The organism is Dysgonomonas mossii (genome assembly GCF_004569505.1).
In the GTDB taxonomy this organism is placed as follows: Bacteria; Bacteroidota; Bacteroidia; order Bacteroidales; family Dysgonomonadaceae; genus Dysgonomonas.
On record NZ_SPPK01000003.1, the window covers coordinates 471497 to 489322 of the forward strand.

11 protein-coding genes, 1 tRNA gene and 1 pseudogene are annotated in these 17826 nt (G+C 37.9%); 9 read left to right on the plus strand and 4 right to left on the minus strand.

Annotated features, from left to right (window positions below):
* The first annotated feature begins 63 nt into the window (after positions 1-63).
* Both rpoB and rpoC read left to right on the plus strand, forming a co-directional pair.
* Positions 64-3876 carry a DNA-directed RNA polymerase subunit beta gene (rpoB, locus tag E4T88_RS12070; protein WP_135105774.1) on the plus strand — a complete coding sequence of 1271 codons (3813 nt, stop codon included), beginning with the start codon at positions 64-66 and terminating at the stop codon, positions 3874-3876.
* 120 nt (positions 3877-3996) lie between these two features.
* Positions 3997-8280 (plus strand): DNA-directed RNA polymerase subunit beta', encoded by a 4284-nt coding sequence (gene rpoC, locus E4T88_RS12075; RefSeq protein ID WP_135105776.1) that lies wholly within the window; start codon positions 3997-3999, stop codon positions 8278-8280.
* A gap of 101 nt (positions 8281-8381) precedes the next feature.
* On the opposite strand, the gene E4T88_RS12080 is transcribed toward rpoC, so the two are convergent.
* The 3 genes from E4T88_RS12080 to E4T88_RS12090 form a co-directional block, all read right to left on the minus strand.
* Positions 8382-9056, minus strand: coding sequence for a YiaD family glycine zipper/OmpA-like lipoprotein (locus E4T88_RS12080; protein ID WP_135105778.1), 675 nt, complete (start codon positions 9054-9056; stop codon positions 8382-8384).
* A gap of 45 nt (positions 9057-9101) precedes the next feature.
* On the minus strand, positions 9102-9431 hold the full coding sequence (locus tag E4T88_RS12085) for a hypothetical protein (RefSeq protein ID WP_135105798.1): 330 nt from the start codon (positions 9429-9431) through the stop codon (positions 9102-9104).
* Positions 9432-9635: 204 nt separating this feature from the next.
* Complete coding sequence (locus E4T88_RS12090) at positions 9636-10298, minus strand: rhomboid family intramembrane serine protease (protein ID WP_135105780.1); 663 nt, start codon at positions 10296-10298, stop codon at positions 9636-9638.
* 159 nt (positions 10299-10457) lie between these two features.
* Between E4T88_RS12090 and E4T88_RS12095 the strand changes: the two genes are divergently transcribed.
* The 6 genes from E4T88_RS12095 to mobA all read left to right on the plus strand — a co-directional run bounded on the left by E4T88_RS12095 (position 10458) and on the right by mobA (position 16466).
* Positions 10458-11882 (plus strand): tetratricopeptide repeat protein, encoded by a 1425-nt coding sequence (locus E4T88_RS12095; protein ID WP_135105782.1) that lies wholly within the window; start codon positions 10458-10460, stop codon positions 11880-11882.
* Positions 11883-12008: 126 nt separating this feature from the next.
* On the plus strand, positions 12009-13016 hold the full coding sequence (locus E4T88_RS12100) for an aspartate-semialdehyde dehydrogenase (RefSeq protein WP_006841954.1): 1008 nt from the start codon (positions 12009-12011) through the stop codon (positions 13014-13016).
* A 77-nt stretch (positions 13017-13093) separates the two neighbouring features.
* Positions 13094-13180, plus strand: a tRNA-Ser gene (locus tag E4T88_RS12105).
* Between the two features lie 272 nt (positions 13181-13452).
* Positions 13453-14694: a site-specific integrase gene (locus E4T88_RS12110; protein ID WP_135105784.1), complete on the plus strand. Its 1242-nt coding sequence runs from the start codon at positions 13453-13455 to the stop codon at positions 14692-14694.
* An 8-nt stretch (positions 14695-14702) separates the two neighbouring features.
* On the plus strand, positions 14703-15203 hold the full coding sequence (locus E4T88_RS12115) for an ORF6N domain-containing protein (protein WP_135105786.1): 501 nt from the start codon (positions 14703-14705) through the stop codon (positions 15201-15203).
* Positions 15204-16022: 819 nt separating this feature from the next.
* Positions 16023-16466 (plus strand): conjugal transfer protein MobA, encoded by a 444-nt coding sequence (gene mobA / locus E4T88_RS12120; RefSeq protein ID WP_050702325.1) that lies wholly within the window; start codon positions 16023-16025, stop codon positions 16464-16466.
* A gap of 55 nt (positions 16467-16521) precedes the next feature.
* Here the strand turns inward: mobA and E4T88_RS12125 are convergent, their stop codons facing one another.
* Positions 16522-17118: a master DNA invertase Mpi family serine-type recombinase gene (locus E4T88_RS12125; protein WP_050702324.1), complete on the minus strand. Its 597-nt coding sequence runs from the start codon at positions 17116-17118 to the stop codon at positions 16522-16524.
* Between the two features lie 171 nt (positions 17119-17289).
* Here E4T88_RS12125 and E4T88_RS12130 point away from each other — a divergent pair.
* Positions 17290-17826, plus strand: a pseudogene (locus E4T88_RS12130) (TaqI-like C-terminal specificity domain-containing protein); the annotation flags it as partial.

Here is a 17826-nt window from a genome sequence, read left to right on the forward strand (position 1 = left end):
CGTTGTGAAGGTTCTTAACCTTTTTACGTCAAAAATAATAAGTTCATCAAAACTGGATATTCCATGTCTTCAATAAATACAAATCAAAGAGTCAATTTCGCTTCAATCAAAAATCCGCTACCTTATCCGGATTTTCTTGAAGTGCAGCTAAAGTCATTCCGCGACTTTTTACAACTTGATACTCCTCCCGAAAAGAGGAAGAAAGAAGGTCTATACAAAGTTTTTGCAGAAAACTTTCCTATAGCTGATACACGAAACAATTTTGTATTAGAATTTTTGGACTACTTTATCGATCCGCCGCGTTACACAATCGAAGAGTGTATCGACAGAGGATTGACGTATAGTGTTCCTCTAAAAGCAAAACTTAAACTTTATTGTACCGACCCCGATCATGAAGACTTTGACACGGTTATTCAGGATGTTTATTTGGGGTTGATACCATACATGACCGAAAAAGGTACATTCGTGATCAATGGTGCCGAGCGTGTTGTTGTTTCGCAGTTGCACCGTTCACCGGGCGTATTTTTCGGACAAACAATGCATGCTAATGGTACTAAATTGTATTCGGCACGTATCATTCCTTTCAAAGGTTCATGGATTGAATTTGCTACAGACATCAATAATGTCATGTATGCATATATTGACCGTAAAAAGAAATTACCTGTAACTACGCTCCTTCGTGCTATCGGTTTTGAGAGTGATAGAAATATCCTCGAAATATTCGATCTGGCAGAAGAGGTAAAAGTTAATAAACAAAATATAAAAAAGATAGCAGGCCGTAAACTTGCTGCCAGAATTCTTAGAACCTGGATGGAAGACTTCGTGGATGAGGATACCGGTGAGGTAACATCTATCGAACGTAACGAAGTTATTCTTGAACGTGAAACTATTCTGGAAAAAGATCATCTGGATTTGATACTCGATTCGGGTGTATCTTCTATATTATTGCATAAAGAGTCTCAGAATATTTCTGACTTTGCAATTATATACAATACATTACAAAAAGACCCAAGTAACTCGGAAATAGACGCCGTTCGTCATATCTACAGACAATTGCGTAGCGCAGAGCCTGCTGATGATGCAAGTGCTCGTGAGGTTATTAATAACCTTTTCTTTTCCGAAAAACGTTACGATTTGGGAGAAGTAGGACGTTACAGGCTGAATAAGAAACTGGGACTTTCTACTAGTACAGATATTCGTGTTTTAACGAAGGAAGATATTATTGAGATCATCAAATATCTTATCGAGTTGATCAACTCAAAAGCCATCGTTGACGATATCGACCACTTGAGCAACCGTCGTGTACGTACTGTAGGAGAACAGCTTTTCAATCAGTTTGGAGTTGGTCTTAACCGTATGGCACGTATCATCCGTGAAAGAATGAACGTTCGCGATAATGAAGTGTTTACGCCGATTGATTTGATCAATGCTAAAACAATTTCTTCTGTCGTAAATACATTCTTCGGTACAAATGCGTTGTCTCAGTTCATGGATCAAACCAATCCATTGGCTGAAATTACTCACAAGCGTCGTATGTCTGCCCTTGGACCAGGTGGTCTTTCTCGCGAAAGAGCCGGTTTTGAGGTGCGTGACGTTCACTATACACACTATGGTCGTCTTTGTCCGATCGAAACACCTGAGGGTCCAAACATTGGTTTGATATCTTCTCTTTGTGTTTATGCAAAGATCAACGACCTTGGTTTTATTGAAACACCATATCGTAAAGTAGCAGATAGCAAAGTCGACTTATCGTCTGAAGGTATCGTATATCTTGCAGCCGAAGAGGAAGAAGACAGGCTTATCGCTCAAGGTAATGCTCCGTTGAATGATGACGGATCATTTATCAATATGCGTGTAAAAGCTCGTCAAGATGCAGACTATCCTGTTATTGAGCCATCAGAAGTAGAGTTGATGGATGTATCTCCAACTCAGATCGCTTCTATTGCAGCATCGTTGATTCCATTCTTGGAGCATGATGATGCCAACCGTGCGCTGATGGGATCGAACATGATGCGTCAGGCTGTTCCTTTGATGCGTACCGAATCTCCTATCGTAGGAACCGGTATCGAAGGTCAGCTTATTCGTGACTCTCGTACTCAGATTGTTGCAGAAGGTGCAGGTGAAGTTGTCTTTGTAGATGCCGATACCATTAAAATTAAATACGATCGTACAGCAGACGAAGACTTTGTGGCTTTTGACGATGCGATTAAAACATATTCTATTCCTAAGTTCCGTAAGACAAACCAAAATACAACAATCGACCTTCGTCCTATCTGTAGAAAAGGCGACAGGGTTGTGTTGAATCAGATACTAACAGAAGGTTATTCAACTGAAAAAGGCGAATTGGCTATCGGTAAGAATCTGAAGGTTGCCTTCATGCCTTGGAAAGGATACAACTTTGAGGATGCGATCGTTCTGAACGAACGTGTTGTTCGCGAAGATATCTTTACATCTGTCCATGTAGAAGAGTTTGCACTTGAGGTTCGTGATACAAAACGTGGTGTTGAAGAATTGACATCCGATATTCCGAACGTAAGTGAAGATGCTACTAAAGACTTGGATGAGAGGGGTATTATCCGTGTAGGAGCTCGTGTTAGTCCGGGAGATATCCTGATCGGTAAGATTACGCCGAAGGGTGAATCTGATCCTTCTCCTGAAGAAAAGCTGCTTCGTGCAATCTTTGGAGACAAAGCCGGTGATGTGAAAGATGCATCTTTGAAAGCATCTCCTTCATTGAAGGGTGTTGTTGTATCAACAAACTTGTTCTCTAAAGCATCTAAAAAGGGTAAGACTAAACTTTCGAGCAAAGCTTTACTTCCTAAACTAGATGAAGAGTATGAAGAAAAGATGGCAAAACTGAAAGGAATATTAGTAGATAAGCTATTAGTATTGACCGAAGGCAAACCATCACAGGGTGTTAAAGATTATTTGAATGTTGATATTATCGGTAAAGGCTCTAAGTTTACGAAGAGTGCTTTGGATGGTATCGATTACGAATCAATACAGGTAAGTAACTGGACATCGGATGAGCACAAAAATGCGCTTATCAGAGATGTTATCGTAAACTACCTACATAAATATAAAGAGCTTGATGCTGAGCTTAAACGTAAGCGTTTCGACCTCACTATAGGTGATGAACTACCTTCGGGAATAGTTCAGATAGCTAAAGTTTATGTGGCTAAGAAACGTAAGATACAGGTTGGAGATAAGATGGCAGGTCGTCACGGTAATAAAGGTATCGTGTCGCGTATCGTTCGTCAGGAAGATATGCCGTTCTTACCGGATGGAACGCCGGTTGATATCGTGTTGAACCCGTTAGGGGTGCCTTCTCGTATGAACCTTGGTCAGATCTTCGAAACTGTATTGGGTTGGGCCGGTAAAGAGCTGGGAGTTAAGTTTGCTACACCAATCTTTGATGGTGCTAGCCTTGACGATTTGAACGAATGGACAGATAAAGCTGGAGTACCACGTTATGGTAAAGTCCGTCTTATTGATGGAGGAACAGGTATTCAATTTGACCAACATGCTACCGTAGGTATAATTTATATGCTTAAACTCGGTCACATGGTTGAAGATAAGATGCATGCCCGTTCTATCGGACCATACTCACTTATTACCCAACAGCCTCTTGGAGGTAAGGCTCAATTTGGGGGTCAGCGTTTCGGAGAAATGGAGGTTTGGGCACTGGAAGCATTCGGTGCAGCTCACATTCTTAGAGAAATTCTGACAATCAAATCGGATGACGTTATAGGGCGTTCAAAAGCTTATGAAGCGATTGTAAAAGGTGAACCTATGCCGCAGCCGGGTATTCCTGAATCATTAAACGTACTTCTTCACGAAATGCGTGGTTTGGGATTGAGTGTCTCTCTCGATTAATATCATATTATCCGTTGGCTTTCGGCTTTAACTAAGCTGATAGCCGACGGATTCTAAATACTCTAACAAACAGCTATCGGCTAATGGCTAATAGCTACAGCTTTTAAAAGAAAAAAGTATATGGCTTTTAGAAAAGAAAATAAAGTAAAGAGTAGCTTTTCAAAAATAACTGTGAGCCTTGCATCTCCTGAAGAAATTCTGGAAGCATCAAGCGGTGAAGTTTTGAAACCTGAAACAATCAACTATCGTACTTACAAACCTGAACGTGACGGGCTTTTCTGCGAACGTATATTCGGACCAGTAAAGGATTACGAATGTCATTGCGGTAAATACAAAAGAATCCGTTATAAGGGTATCGTTTGTGACCGATGCGGTGTTGAAGTTACAGAGAAGAAAGTTCGTCGCGAACGTACAGGACATATCCACCTTGTTGTTCCTGTGGCTCATATCTGGTATTTCCGTTCGCTGCCAAACAAAATGGGTTATCTTTTAGGTATACCTACCAAGAAACTGGATTCTATCATCTACTACGAACGTTATGTTGTGATTCAGTCCGGTGCAGCAGTAGAAGAAGGAATAGCAGATAAAGACCTTCTTACAGAAGAAGAATATTTGAATATTCTGGATAAGCTTCCAAAAGAAAATCAACTGTTGGACGATACCGATCCGAACAAGTTTATTGCTAAAATGGGGGCTGAGGCTGTTTACGACCTTTTGTCTCGTATCAACCTCGATTCATTAGCTAATACTCTGCGCCATAAGGCAAGCACAGATACATCTCAACAACGTAAGAACGAGGCATTGAAACAACTTCAGGTTGTTGAAGCGTTCCGTGGATCGAAAGGTAAGAATAAACCGGAGTGGATGATTGTAAAAATTGTTCCGGTAATTCCGCCAGAGCTTCGTCCGTTGGTTCCATTAGATGGAGGTCGTTTTGCTACATCCGACCTGAATGACTTGTATCGTCGTGTAATTATACGTAACAATCGTCTGAAAAGACTTATTGATATCAAAGCTCCCGAAGTTATTTTACGTAACGAAAAACGTATGCTTCAGGAAGCTGTCGATTCATTGTTTGACAACTCACGTAAGTCAAGTGCAGTTAAGACTGATGCCAATCGTCCATTGAAATCACTATCCGACAGTTTGAAAGGTAAACAAGGTCGTTTCCGTCAAAACTTGTTGGGTAAGCGTGTCGACTATTCAGCTCGTTCGGTAATTGTCGTTGGGCCCGAATTGAAGATGCACGAATGTGGTATTCCTCAGGATATGGCAGCTGAGCTGTACAAACCATTTATTATACGTAAGCTGATCGAGCGTGGTATCGTAAAGACAGTAAAATCGGCTAAGAAGATCGTAGATCGTAAAGAGCCTGTGGTATGGGATATCTTGGAACATGTGATGAAAGGACATCCGGTTATGCTCAACCGTGCTCCTACTCTTCACCGTCTTGGTATCCAGGCATTCCAGCCTAAGATGATTGGTGGTAAAGCGATCCAGTTGCACCCGTTAGCATGTACGGCGTTCAATGCCGACTTCGACGGTGACCAGATGGCTGTTCACTTACCATTAGGTAATGAAGCTATCCTTGAGGCACAGATGTTGATGCTTGCATCTCATAACATCCTGAACCCAGCAAATGGAGCTCCTATTACCGTACCTTCTCAGGACATGGTTCTTGGACTATATTATATCACAAAAATCCGTAAGGGTGCTCTTGGCGAAGGACTTATATTCTATGGCCCTGAGGAAGCTATTATTGCATACAATGAGGGTAAGGTTGATATACATGCTTTGATAAAAGTATATGTGAATGACCTTGACGAAAATGGTGAAATAAAGAAATTGATGCGTGAAACTACTGTCGGACGTGTTCTTGTTAATGAGAAAACTCCTGTAGAAGTAGGATTCATCAATGAAGTGCTTTCTAAGAAATCATTACGTGATATCATCGGTAATGTAATCAAAGCCTGTGGGGTTGCTAAAACAGCACAGTTCCTTGACGACATTAAAGATTTAGGTTATACAATGGCATTCCGTGGAGGTTTGTCGTTCAACCTCGAAGATGTAATCATTCCTGAAGAAAAAGATACATTAGTACAACAAGGTTATGACGAAGTAGAGCAGATATTGAATAACTATAACATGGGATTCATTACCTACAACGAACGTTACAACCAGATTATTGATATATGGACACACGTCAACTCAAGATTGTCTAACATCTTGATGAAACAGCTTTCGGAAGACGATCAGGGATTCAACGCCGTATATATGATGTTGGATTCAGGAGCCCGTGGATCGAAAGAGCAGATTCGTCAGTTGTCAGGTATGCGTGGATTGATGGCGAAACCTCAAAAGAGTGGGGCAGAAGGAGCTCAGATTATTGAGAATCCGATCTTGTCGAACTTTAAAGAAGGATTGTCGGTGTTAGAGTACTTTATCTCTACCCACGGTGCGCGTAAGGGTCTTGCCGATACGGCTTTGAAGACTGCCGATGCCGGATATTTGACTCGTCGTCTTGTTGACGTATCACAAGATGTGATCATTAACGAAGAAGACTGTGGTACATTGCGTGGTCTTGTTTGTTCAGAGCTTAAAAACAATGAAGAAGTTGTTGCTTCTTTATATGAACGTATCTTAGGTCGTGTATCTGTTCATGATATCCAACATCCGATGACAGGAGAAATCATTGTTAAGTCGGGAGAGGAAATCAAAGAAGATGCAGCTACTATTATACAAAATTCTCCTATCGAGAGCGTAGAGATCCGTTCGGTTCTTACTTGCGAATCGAAGAAGGGTGTTTGTGGTAAATGCTATGGACGTAACCTTGCAACAGGCCGTATGGTTCAGCGAGGTGAGGCTGTAGGTGTTATTGCCGCACAGTCTATCGGTGAGCCGGGAACACAGTTGACACTACGTACATTCCACGTTGGGGGTATCGCATCTAATATTGCTACCGAAAGTAGCGTTGTTGCTAAATACGATGGTATATTAGAAATAGATGATCTTCGTACAGTAGATATTCTTGACGAATCAGGCAAGAAAACTCAGATTGTAGTTAGCCGATTGGTAGAGCTTCGTTTGGTTGATCCTAACACTAAAATCGTACTCCTTACTCATAATATTCCTTATGGTTCTAAATTGTACTTTAAGGATGGGGCTAAGGTGAAAAAAGATGATCTGATCTGTGATTGGGATCCATTTAATGCCGTTATTATATCTGAAGCTACAGGACGTATCAAATTCGAGAATGTAATAGAAGGTGTTACGTTTAAAGTTGAATCGGATGAACAAACCGGTCTGAAAGAAAAGATCATTATCGAATCTCGCGATAAGACTAAAGCTCCTGAAGCTCATGTCTTGGATGAGCAGGGTAGAACTATCAAAACTTATAGTTTACCATTAGGTGCTCACCTTGTGAAAGATGATAATGATGCAATCAAAGCCGGAGATGTACTTGTTAAGATACCTCGTGCAGTAGGTAAGGCTGGTGATATCACCGGAGGTCTTCCTCGTGTAACTGAGTTGTTCGAAGCACGTAACCCATCTAATCCTGCAGTAGTGTCGGAAATCGATGGTGAGGTTTCATTCGGTAAGATCAAACGTGGTAATAGAGAAATTATAGTAACTTCTAAACTTGATGAAGTTAAGAAATATCTGGTGCCTCTATCCAAACAAATTCTTGTTCAAGAAAATGACTTTGTGAGAGCCGGTATGCCACTGTCTGACGGAGCTACAACTCCTTCTGATATATTGGCTATTATGGGACCTACAGCCGTTCAGGAATATATTGTAAACGAAGTACAGGATGTATACCGTCTACAGGGTGTGAAGATCAACGACAAGCACTTCGAGGTGATTGTTCGTCAGATGATGCGCAAGGTAGAAGTTATCGATCCGGGAGATACTCGTTTCCTAGAACAGCAGGTTATCGACAAATATGAAGTAATGGAAGAGAATGACAGAATCTGGGGTAAGAAAGTTATTGTTGACGCCGGAGATTCTTCAACATTCGAACCGGGACAGATTGTTACTGCACGTAAGCTGAGAGACGAAAACTCTATGCTGAAACGTAGAGACCTTCGTCCGGTAGAAGTGCGTGACGCAGTTCCTGCAACAGCTAACCAGATACTTCAAGGTATTACCCGTGCTGCTCTCCAGACTCAAAGCTTTATGTCTGCCGCTTCGTTCCAGGAAACAACAAAAGTACTTAACGACGCTGCTATAAACGCTAAGGTAGATAGACTGGAAGGATTGAAGGAGAATGTGATCTGTGGTCACTTATTACCTGCCGGTACAGGACAACGTGAATTTGAAAAATTAGTTGTTGGTACAAAGGAAGATTTTGACAGGATTGCTGCAACCAGAAAGACTGTAGTAGATTTTGATGCCGTAGAATAATTAATTATTCTTTTATATAGTTAGAAAGGGGAGAGAAACATTATGTTTCTCTCCCCTTTCATTTTTTGTTAAGCTTACCGAGCTAAACTCTATGTGTAAGATTATTTACCCTGTTGAGCGTCTTTTAGCATCTTTTCGTTAGGAAGGATGTAAACTTCTACACGACGGTTTTGAGCTCTACCTGCAACAGAACTGTTGTCGGCAACAGGTTGTGTAGATCCAAATCCTTGAGATACCATACGTTTTCCTGAAACACCTTTCGTTTGAAGGAAATTATAAACAGCTTGTGCACGTTTTTCAGACAAAGGATTGTTTATAGCGTCAGAACCTGTATTATCTGTGTGTCCGTATATTTGAACATCAGTATCAGGATTATTATTTAATGAAGCAGCGAAGTTGCTTAGTGCGCTTTGTGAAGCAGAACTTAATGTACTTGAATTTGTTGCAAATAGAATTCCTGATTCAAACGTAACTTTGATAGCTTGTCCATCGTTGATAGATTCCACCTGAGCTCCGTTGATCTGCTCCAATTCTTTCTTTTGTTTGTCCATTTTGTTGCCAATGATAGCTCCGGCCGAACCACCAACTACAGCGCCTATACCTGCACCCCATGCAGCACCTTTACCGCCGCCTATAATAGCACCAATACCTGCGCCCAATGCACCACCTGCACCTGCACCGATACCTCCACCTTTTACAGTATTGCTGGCTCCACAGCTAGATAATAGTAATGCGCAGCTCAAAACAATAGCTGCTACGAATGAAAAATGTTTCATAAATTTATTCTTTTAATAATTAAAATTTGTGTGATTATCTTCGTTTTATTCGAATATCCCTAGTGATTCACAATATGCAATCTCGCCCTGTATAATGAATGCGATATCTTCAGCTGAGAAGTTATTTATTTTGTCTTTTTTCGTATTCTTCAATACATAAGATACAATTTCATCTTCATCGATGTCTACAATTACGTTCTCATCGGCATCTTCGTCCATGTAGCCTTTTTCTTCATAGAATTCGTAAACGATATCAATAATATAGTTGATTTCGTCACTCGAGTATTTTCCTTTCATTTCTTGCGGAAGATAGTTCTGTATATACTTTACAGCATCATCTTCGTCATACTGTATCAGATCTTTATCACTGCTCATCATCTTATATTTTAGGATTATATTATTTAGATTTATAACAACAAAGTTACTTTGATGTTCAAATATGGCTGGTTTATTATTTTCGTAGTTTACCTATTCTTCTGTTATTCTAAGTTTGGTTTTTATTGAGACTTGTTATGTGAAAGAAGGTTTAATATATCTTACTATTTATTAGGATTCAATGTTTAATCAAAAGTAGTTATTTTATTTTTTTTTCCAAATAAGATAGGCTAAAACGATCAGCGGCAAAACCATTATACCCAAATAGACCGCATTCATACTAAGTAGTTTTGCAGGCGTGTAAATGACAGCCACAACAATACCTACAATAGCACCGCCCATGTGCGCATCGTGCCCTATATTACCAACCTTTTTCAGCATACCATAGATGGAAAAAGCCAGATATCCAAGCCCGAAAATCCATCCCGGGATATCTATCGGAATAAAGAAAAAGCGAAGAGGCATTGTGGGATACACAGCTATAGCAGCAAAAAGTATACCTACCACCCCTCCTGAAGCACCGATGGCACTGTAGTAGTATTCTTTTCTGTGGATGAAAAGAGAGAGTAATCCTCCGCCAATAATAGACAAAAAGTAAATAGCCAGATATATCCATACTCCGAAAGAGTAGGTAATAATATCGGAGAAGAAGTACAATGTCATCATATTAAACAATAGATGCATATAGTCTCCATGGAGTGTCGCAGATGTTAGCAGCCTGTCCCATTGTTTCGAGTTGCCCAAAATAGCCCCTACATTAAACTTGTAGCGTTCAAAAAAGGCCATGTCACTAAAGCCCTTTATGCTGGTTATAACTGTGAGAGCAATAATCAAAATAGGTACAACAGACTGTAAACTAAAATCCATAATTTTCATTTTTCGTAAAGGCAAAGGTATAAAAAAGAGTATAAGCCTTGAAAATTTTGTGCTATATTTCTTTCGCCGAAGTCATTCCTCCCTTACAGATTGATAGTTTGAATATTTTCATGTAAATTTGAAACCTATAATTAATTAGAATAGAACGGCATGAAATCTATATTTATCTGGCTATTTATTATGTTTGCTTGTGTTCCTGTGGCATTTTCACAAACTCTTTCTGAAGCAAAAGAATTATATCTTCAGGGAGAATATGCAAAGGCTTTACCCATTTTAGAGGAAGAATATAAAGCTAAGCCGGAAGATGCTAATCTAAATCAGTGGTATGGGGTTTGTCTTCTGGAAACGGGAGGGGATCTTAAAAAAGCGGAAGAATGTCTTATCGTTGCTTCTAAAAAAAGAATACAAGAATCCTTTTTGTATCTGGGGCAATTATATGGGCAAGAATATAAGTTTACACAATCGGAAGAATCTTTCAACAAATACGAAGTCGGTCTTAAAAAGAAAGATGAAGCATCGAGAGCAAAATTAGACGAAAAGAGAAAAGTGATGTCACGTCTTCGGCGTATGGTGTCCAACACAGAAGATATACAGATAATAGATAGTATAATTGTAGATAAGGCGAAATTTCTTTCAGCGTATAAACTGAGTCTCAGCTCAGGAAAACTAGAACCCTTTGACAAAATTTTCGCATCAGCAAAGCATATAGATGCAACGGTATATACGAATGAAAAAGGGACTAAAATGTATTATGCCAAGCCCGATAAAGATAATGTGTTCTGCCTTTACTCTAAAGAAAAGTTGTTCGATGATTTTGGTAATGAAAAGAAACTTTCAGCAAACAATTTTGGTCTTTCCGGTGATATAAACTATCCGTACGTAATGGCAGATGGAGTGACAATTTATTTTGCAGCAAAAGATGAAGACACACTCGGAGGGTATGATTTGTTTGTCTCTCGCTACAATATGAATACAGATACCTATCTTGCCCCTGAACGTCTGAATATGCCATTCAATTCGTTGTTTAATGACTATATGATGGCTGTGGACGAAGAAAAGGGCATTGGCTGGTTTGCCTCCGATAGATATATGCCTAAAGGGAAAGTTTGCATATATACATTTGTTCCGAATAAAGTCGTGAAAACCATCCAGAGCGAGGATGAAAGCTATCTGGCAGGTAGAGCTAAAATATCTTCGATAAAGAGTACATGGCAAAAAAATAATAATTACAAAAATCTGATTGCGTTGGCTCGTCAAGAAGCTGTTGTGAAAGTAGAGGTGACTCATGATTTTGAATTCGTTATTAATGATAACAAGACGTATTATAAAATGTCAGATTTCAAAAATAGAACAGCTCAGAGTACATATTCGAAGGTAGTAGAGATGAAATCGGAACTAAAAGGACTATCCGAAAAGTTGGAAAAACTGCGTGCAGATTATAATACTGCATCTCAGGATGAAAAGCGGAGAATGTCTTCTGATATCTATAGTCTTGAAAAGGAAGTCGAACAATTGCAAGTGGGTATACCGCAAATGGAAATACAGGCAAGAAATCAAGAAATACAAGCGCTATAGTTTTTTTTGTTTAATTTGTAGTTTACTTAGGGTAACAAAAAAACACAAAGAATACATAATTGATAGTAAATCGTTATATTTGCAACCTGTTTTATATTAAATAATTTACTCTATACCAATAAAAAAATGAGAATCGCTATTGTTGGCACAAGTGGTGCTGTAGGTCAGGAGTTTTTAAGAGTTCTTGACGAACGAAATTTCCCGATAAAGGAATTAGTATTATTCGGTTCTGCCAGAAGCGCAGGCAATGTCTATACGTTTCGTGATAAACAGTATACGGTGAAGGAGCTGAAGCACAATGACGATTTTAAAGATATAGATATTGCTTTTACATCCGCTGGAGGAAGTGTTTCTATCGAATATGCTGAAACAATTACCAAGCATGGAGCAATCATGATAGACAACTCAAGTGCTTTCCGTATGGATAAGGATGTACCTCTTGTTGTACCCGAAGTAAATGGAGAGGATGGAAAAGTTCGTCCTAAGGGGATAATCGCAAATCCAAACTGCTCAACGATACAGATGGTAGTGGCTATGAATGTGATAGAAAAAATATCTCATATTAAAAGAGCACATGTAGCAACTTATCAGGCAGCATCAGGAGCAGGAGCTGCGGCTATGGAAGAGTTGATCAATCAATTTAAGCAAATTGCATTTAACAATGATGTGGCTGTAGAGAAGTTTGCTTACCAGCTTGCGTATAATGTGATTCCTCACATTGACGTGTTTACAGATAATGGATATACAAAAGAAGAGTTGAAGATGTACAACGAAACACGTAAGATTATGCACTCTGATATAGAAGTGAGTGCAACATGTATCCGTGTTCCTGTACTTCGTTCTCATTCTGAGGCTATCTGGGTAGAGACCGAAAGACCTGTGTCGCCGGAAGAAGCCCGTGAGGCATTCTCTAAAGCTGAAGGAATTGTGTTGCAAGACAATCCCGCACAAAAAGAATATCCGATGCCATTGTTTGTTGCAGGACAAGACCCTGTGTATGTTGGACGTATACGCCAAGATATAGCCAATAAGAATGGTTTGACATTCTGGGTAGTAGCCGATCAGATCAAGAAAGGCGCAGCATTAAATGCAGTTCAGATAGCAGAGTATTTGATTAAAGAAAATGCTATTTAAGTCAGGAAACTGTTTGTATAATCAAAACAAACAACTATATTTGCATCGCAATTAGCGAAAAGCCGATTGTGGTTTCAGGAAGTGTGGGTGAGTGGCTGAAACCACCAGTTTGCTAAACTGACGTACGGGTAACTGTACCGGGGGTTCGAATCCCCCCGCTTCCGCTTTAAGAAAAGATAAAAAGCGACAAAGCTTGGATAAATCCTACAATATCAACATATTGTAGGATTTTTTTTATGTATTCACCTTTCCTCCCAAAGACATAGAAAAGCCACTTTAAGACAACATTTCGTTGCCAAAGTGTTCACCCCTGCAATTTTATTCGTTCACCCTTGATGTGTCGCAAATTGGTAGTTTGCAGTCCAATATTGGCAGTACTTATTTTCCTCAAAAACAATTGATTAGAACTAATTTTAATGCTTTAAAAAGAGGAATTATGAGAACATCAAAAAGCACGTTTGCCATCACTTTCTACCTAAGAAAGGACAAAATGAGGAAGGATTCGTTCACCCCTATCTTTTGCAGGATAACTATTGCGGGTGAGGCTGTAAGTTTTAATATCCACAAAGACATCAGAGCCGAGCTTTGGGATATGGAGAATCACAAAGCCAGAAGCAAATCGAGAGAAGCCATAGAAGTGAATCAAACCCTTGACGCTTGTCGTACTATCTTACACAATATGTATCGGGAGATATTCGAGAAAGACAATTATGTGACTGCTGAAAAATTAAAGAATTCTTATCTGGGCATATCAACCGATAATACAATGCTGCTCGTTTTGTTTAGAGACTTGATAAAAGATATAGAAGCTTTGGTAAATATTACTAAGGCAAAAGCAACCTTGCAAAAATATAAAGTGACTTATACAAGGATATCTGAATTTATGAAATTCAAGTATAATATTTCTGATATCAATGTAAAAGAGATAAAGTATCAATTTATCTGCGATTTTGAAGTCTATCTGAGAACACAAGCATGTTGTAGTCCTAATACAACAGCAAAGTTCATTCAATTCTTTAAACGGGTGACTCTCATTGCTCAAAACAATGGATGGATGCAACACAATCCCTTTGCTAACTATAAAATCCATTTTAAGAAAGTAGATAGAGGATATTTGACTGATCAAGAACTAGAGATTATTAAAAACAAGAAATTCGATATAGAACGTCTTGAGAAAGTACGGGATATTTTTGTCTTTGCCTGTATGACTGGTTTGGCATATGTAGATACTTATAAACTTACATATGACAATATACAGACAGGAGTAGATGGTAAATTATGGATTATGACTAAACGTGCAAAAACTGATACTGTTGTGACTGTTCCACTGTTAGACATCCCCTTATCTATTATTGAGAAGTATAGAGGGCTACAAAATGAAAATAAAGTATTGCCAACATTGAGTAATCAAAAGATGAATTCTTACCTCAAGGAAATTGGGGATTTGTGTGGGATTGAGAAGCGTCTGAGCTTCCACCTTGCAAGACATACTTTTGCAAGTACAACCACTTTAGCTAAGGGTGTTTCTATTGAGGCTGTTTCTAAAATGCTAGGGCACACAAATATTCGTACAACACAAATTTATGCTCGAGTTACCGAAAACCTGATAAGTAACGAAATGAACTCACTTTCTATCAAATTGCAAGCCAATAACACTCAATTATCAAAAGCTAAATAGAGATCAATATGGAATTACAAGTAATACAGAATCGGATATATGAAATAAGAGGTTATAAAGTAATCCTTGATAAGGATTTGGCTGAACTATATGAGGTTACAACTAGCAATTTGAATAAAGCAGTAAAACGAAATCTGGATCGTTTTCCCGAAGATTTTATGTTTCAATTGAATAATAAAGAATTTGACTTGATATTCCAAAATGGAACATCAAGTTGGGGCGGCACTAGAAAGTTACCTTATGCTTTCACGGAACATGGAATTGCGATGCTAGCAGGATTATTAAATACTCAGAAAGCAATTTCGGTTAATATCCAAATAGTTAGGGCTTTTATTATGCTTCGTCAATATGCTTTGGGTTATGCTGAACTAAATCAGAAATTAGAAAACTTCATGTTAGAAACGAATCTACAATTCAATGATATTTACCAAGCACTAACAGAGTTGGCAAGTCAGAAGGAACAAGATGCAAAATCGAGGAAAAGAGTTGGCTATGTAAGAGATAAATAGATATTATAATTTCGATTTAATTAATGGGGTAAAAATGTTCTTTTACCCTTTTTTATGCCATAACCTTTTTATCATCTGATAACAAAGGTCTATTCCAAGAATAAAACGCCAATATCAAGCCTTGCAGGTTTTTTCGGCAATCTCCACCCGTTGGGTAGTATTCCCTCAAAAATATGGTCTATTTTATTCTTTTCACAGGGAAGGGTGTTTATCAGTTGAAAAAGAAATAATATTCAATGAAGTTGTAGATATATACTTCATTCAGTCAATCACCCATTACTTAACTATGGCATTCGATCTGTAATTTATTTATTCCTTAGTAGATGAGTTATGTCTTGACCTCATGACTTAGTGAAGACATTCATTCATGAACCCATGAAGTCAGTATTTATTGGTTGTCTTCTTTATTGGTATCAGTCAAGAGCTAACGTATTCAGTACATAAATTATTGCTGAAGTAAATACATCAATAATTAGTAAATATCTGAATGAACAAATCCAGTTATGAATTCAGACAAGAGGATATCAAAAATCGTCAAAAAAAAGAACTGACATCTAGTGACATCTGCTGTCACCATTTGTCTGATAACCTCATCATAACCTTTCAATTAACAGACGCTACCTTTGTAGCGTAATGATAATCTCTCAAATAAACTTTAAGACAATCCATCGGAGGATGGATTTTGGTATTCGTCAGAATACAGCAAGGTATGTTTTGAAGCACTTGAAATAAATTTCCGTGCCTCAAAACCCTTGCCCTTTCAGGGGGAGAAAATCACTCCGAAGTCGTAATTTTTATTTATTAAATCTTTATGTAGGTATGAAAACAAATAATCTTTCGGGAAGAAGAAAAGGAGGAAGAAATCCGAAAAAAGATCCGGCAACACATCGTTATGTTATTTATTTGAACGACGTTGATAATGCACGCTTTCTCGCTTTATATGATAAGTCATGTATGAATGTTAAGTCTCATTTTATTACTTCTTGCATATTTAACAAGCCAATAAAGATTGTAAAAATCGATAAAGCTATACAAGATTATTACATGAGACTCACTACTTTCTTCGGACAATTTCGAATAGTCGGTACGAACTATAACCAAATAGTCAAAGCCCTAAAGTCGAATTTTTCCGAGAAAAAGGCCTTGGCTTTTCTTTATAAACTGGAAAAACAAACCATCGAAATGGTTGTTCTTCAAAAAAAGATTATGGAATTAACTGAAGAATTTGAAAAAAAGTATGAGCATATGTGGTTACAGAAATAAGGATGGTCTATTTTAGAGTTATTGCTTAATTTAAAAAGCTGTGACAAAGTATCAATTAAAGCTGATTCTCTTTAAGGAATGCACTAACTGTTAACCTGTGTACACCAAGAATTCGTCCAATAGCACTTTTGGATATCTTTTTATCTAAAAGCTCTTTTATTTCGTCTTCACGCCCAGTAAGTTTAACGGTTTTAGACTTACTTCCAATAGGACGACCGAGGATAACCCCTTCTGCCTTTTTACGAGCAAGAGCTTCCTTTGTACGTTGCGATATTAGATTTCTTTCGATTTCTGCAGATAAGCCGAATGCAAAGGCTAGAACTTTGGAATTTATATTATTGCCTAATTCATAATTTTCTTTGATAGTAAAGACCATTATTTCCTTCTCCATACAGGTGTGTAAGATACTCATTATCTGCATTAAATTCCTACCTAAACGTGAAAGTTCAGTTACAATAAGAATATCTCCTTTTATCATTTTATCCAGAAGCTTACCCAACTCCCTTTCTGAAACTTTTTTAGTGCCACTAATAGTCTCCTCAATCCACTCATCAATAGGCATCTTCTTATCTATGGAATAATTAGTTATTTCAAAATGTTGATTTTCTGTTGTCTGCTTATCTGAGCTTACTCTAATGTATCCGTAAATCATGAATTCATATTTAAAATATAATATTATTATATACAAAAATACTATATATAAAATAGACTATCATATTATATCTATATTTATAATATAATTTTATTATACTATTAATTTATACAATTTTAGAGCGATTACCTTAATCAATTCTCTATAATATCATCTTTTAGCGAAAAATCTGTGTCATCTTTTGTTATTCTATCGGATATTGAGAAAAGAATAAAAGAAAAGATAGAAAAAGTAGGCATCCCTCTCAAAAACTGGGATATACAAATCAATTATGGTATAAAGACTGGTTTTAATGAAGCATTTATTATTAATGGAGAGAAGAAGGCAGAATTAGTCGCCAAATCATCAAAAAACGCTGAAATTATACGCCCGATTCTTCGTGGCAGAGACATAAAACGATATGGATATGAGTTTGCTGATTTATGGTTGATATGCACCCATAATGGAACACCTACAGAATCCGCTATAAATATTGATGATTATCCAGATATTAAAGCTCATTTGGATAATTATTACTCACAACTAACTAATAGACAGGATAAAGGGATTACTCCTTATAACTTACGTAGTTGTATTTATATGGACGATTTTTCTAAACAAAAAATTATTTGGATTGAGTTAACTGATCATCCAAATTTTGCTTTAGATTTAGACGGATACTACATTAATAATACTGTGTTTTTTATTACAGGAAAACATCTCAAATAT

Bases quoted from the DNA above. Each gene is read 5' to 3' on its own strand.
- E4T88_RS12100 (WP_006841954.1), top strand. From the start codon at position 12,009: ATGAGAATCGCTATTGTTGGCACAAGTGGTGCTGTAGGTCAGGAGTTT.
- E4T88_RS12110 (WP_135105784.1), top strand. From the start codon at position 13,453: ATGAGAACATCAAAAAGCACGTTTGCCATCACTTTCTACCTAAGAAAG.
- E4T88_RS12085 (WP_135105798.1), bottom strand. From the start codon at position 9,431: ATGAGCAGTGATAAAGATCTGATACAGTATGACGAAGATGATGCTGTA.
- E4T88_RS12080 (WP_135105778.1), bottom strand. From the start codon at position 9,056: ATGAAACATTTTTCATTCGTAGCAGCTATTGTTTTGAGCTGCGCATTA.
- mobA (WP_050702325.1), top strand. From the start codon at position 16,023: ATGAAAACAAATAATCTTTCGGGAAGAAGAAAAGGAGGAAGAAATCCG.
- E4T88_RS12090 (WP_135105780.1), bottom strand. From the start codon at position 10,298: ATGGATTTTAGTTTACAGTCTGTTGTACCTATTTTGATTATTGCTCTC.
- E4T88_RS12095 (WP_135105782.1), top strand. From the start codon at position 10,458: ATGAAATCTATATTTATCTGGCTATTTATTATGTTTGCTTGTGTTCCT.
- rpoC (WP_135105776.1), top strand. From the start codon at position 3,997: ATGGCTTTTAGAAAAGAAAATAAAGTAAAGAGTAGCTTTTCAAAAATA.
- rpoB (WP_135105774.1), top strand. From the start codon at position 64: ATGTCTTCAATAAATACAAATCAAAGAGTCAATTTCGCTTCAATCAAA.
- E4T88_RS12125 (WP_050702324.1), bottom strand. From the start codon at position 17,118: ATGATTTACGGATACATTAGAGTAAGCTCAGATAAGCAGACAACAGAA.
- E4T88_RS12115 (WP_135105786.1), top strand. From the start codon at position 14,703: ATGGAATTACAAGTAATACAGAATCGGATATATGAAATAAGAGGTTAT.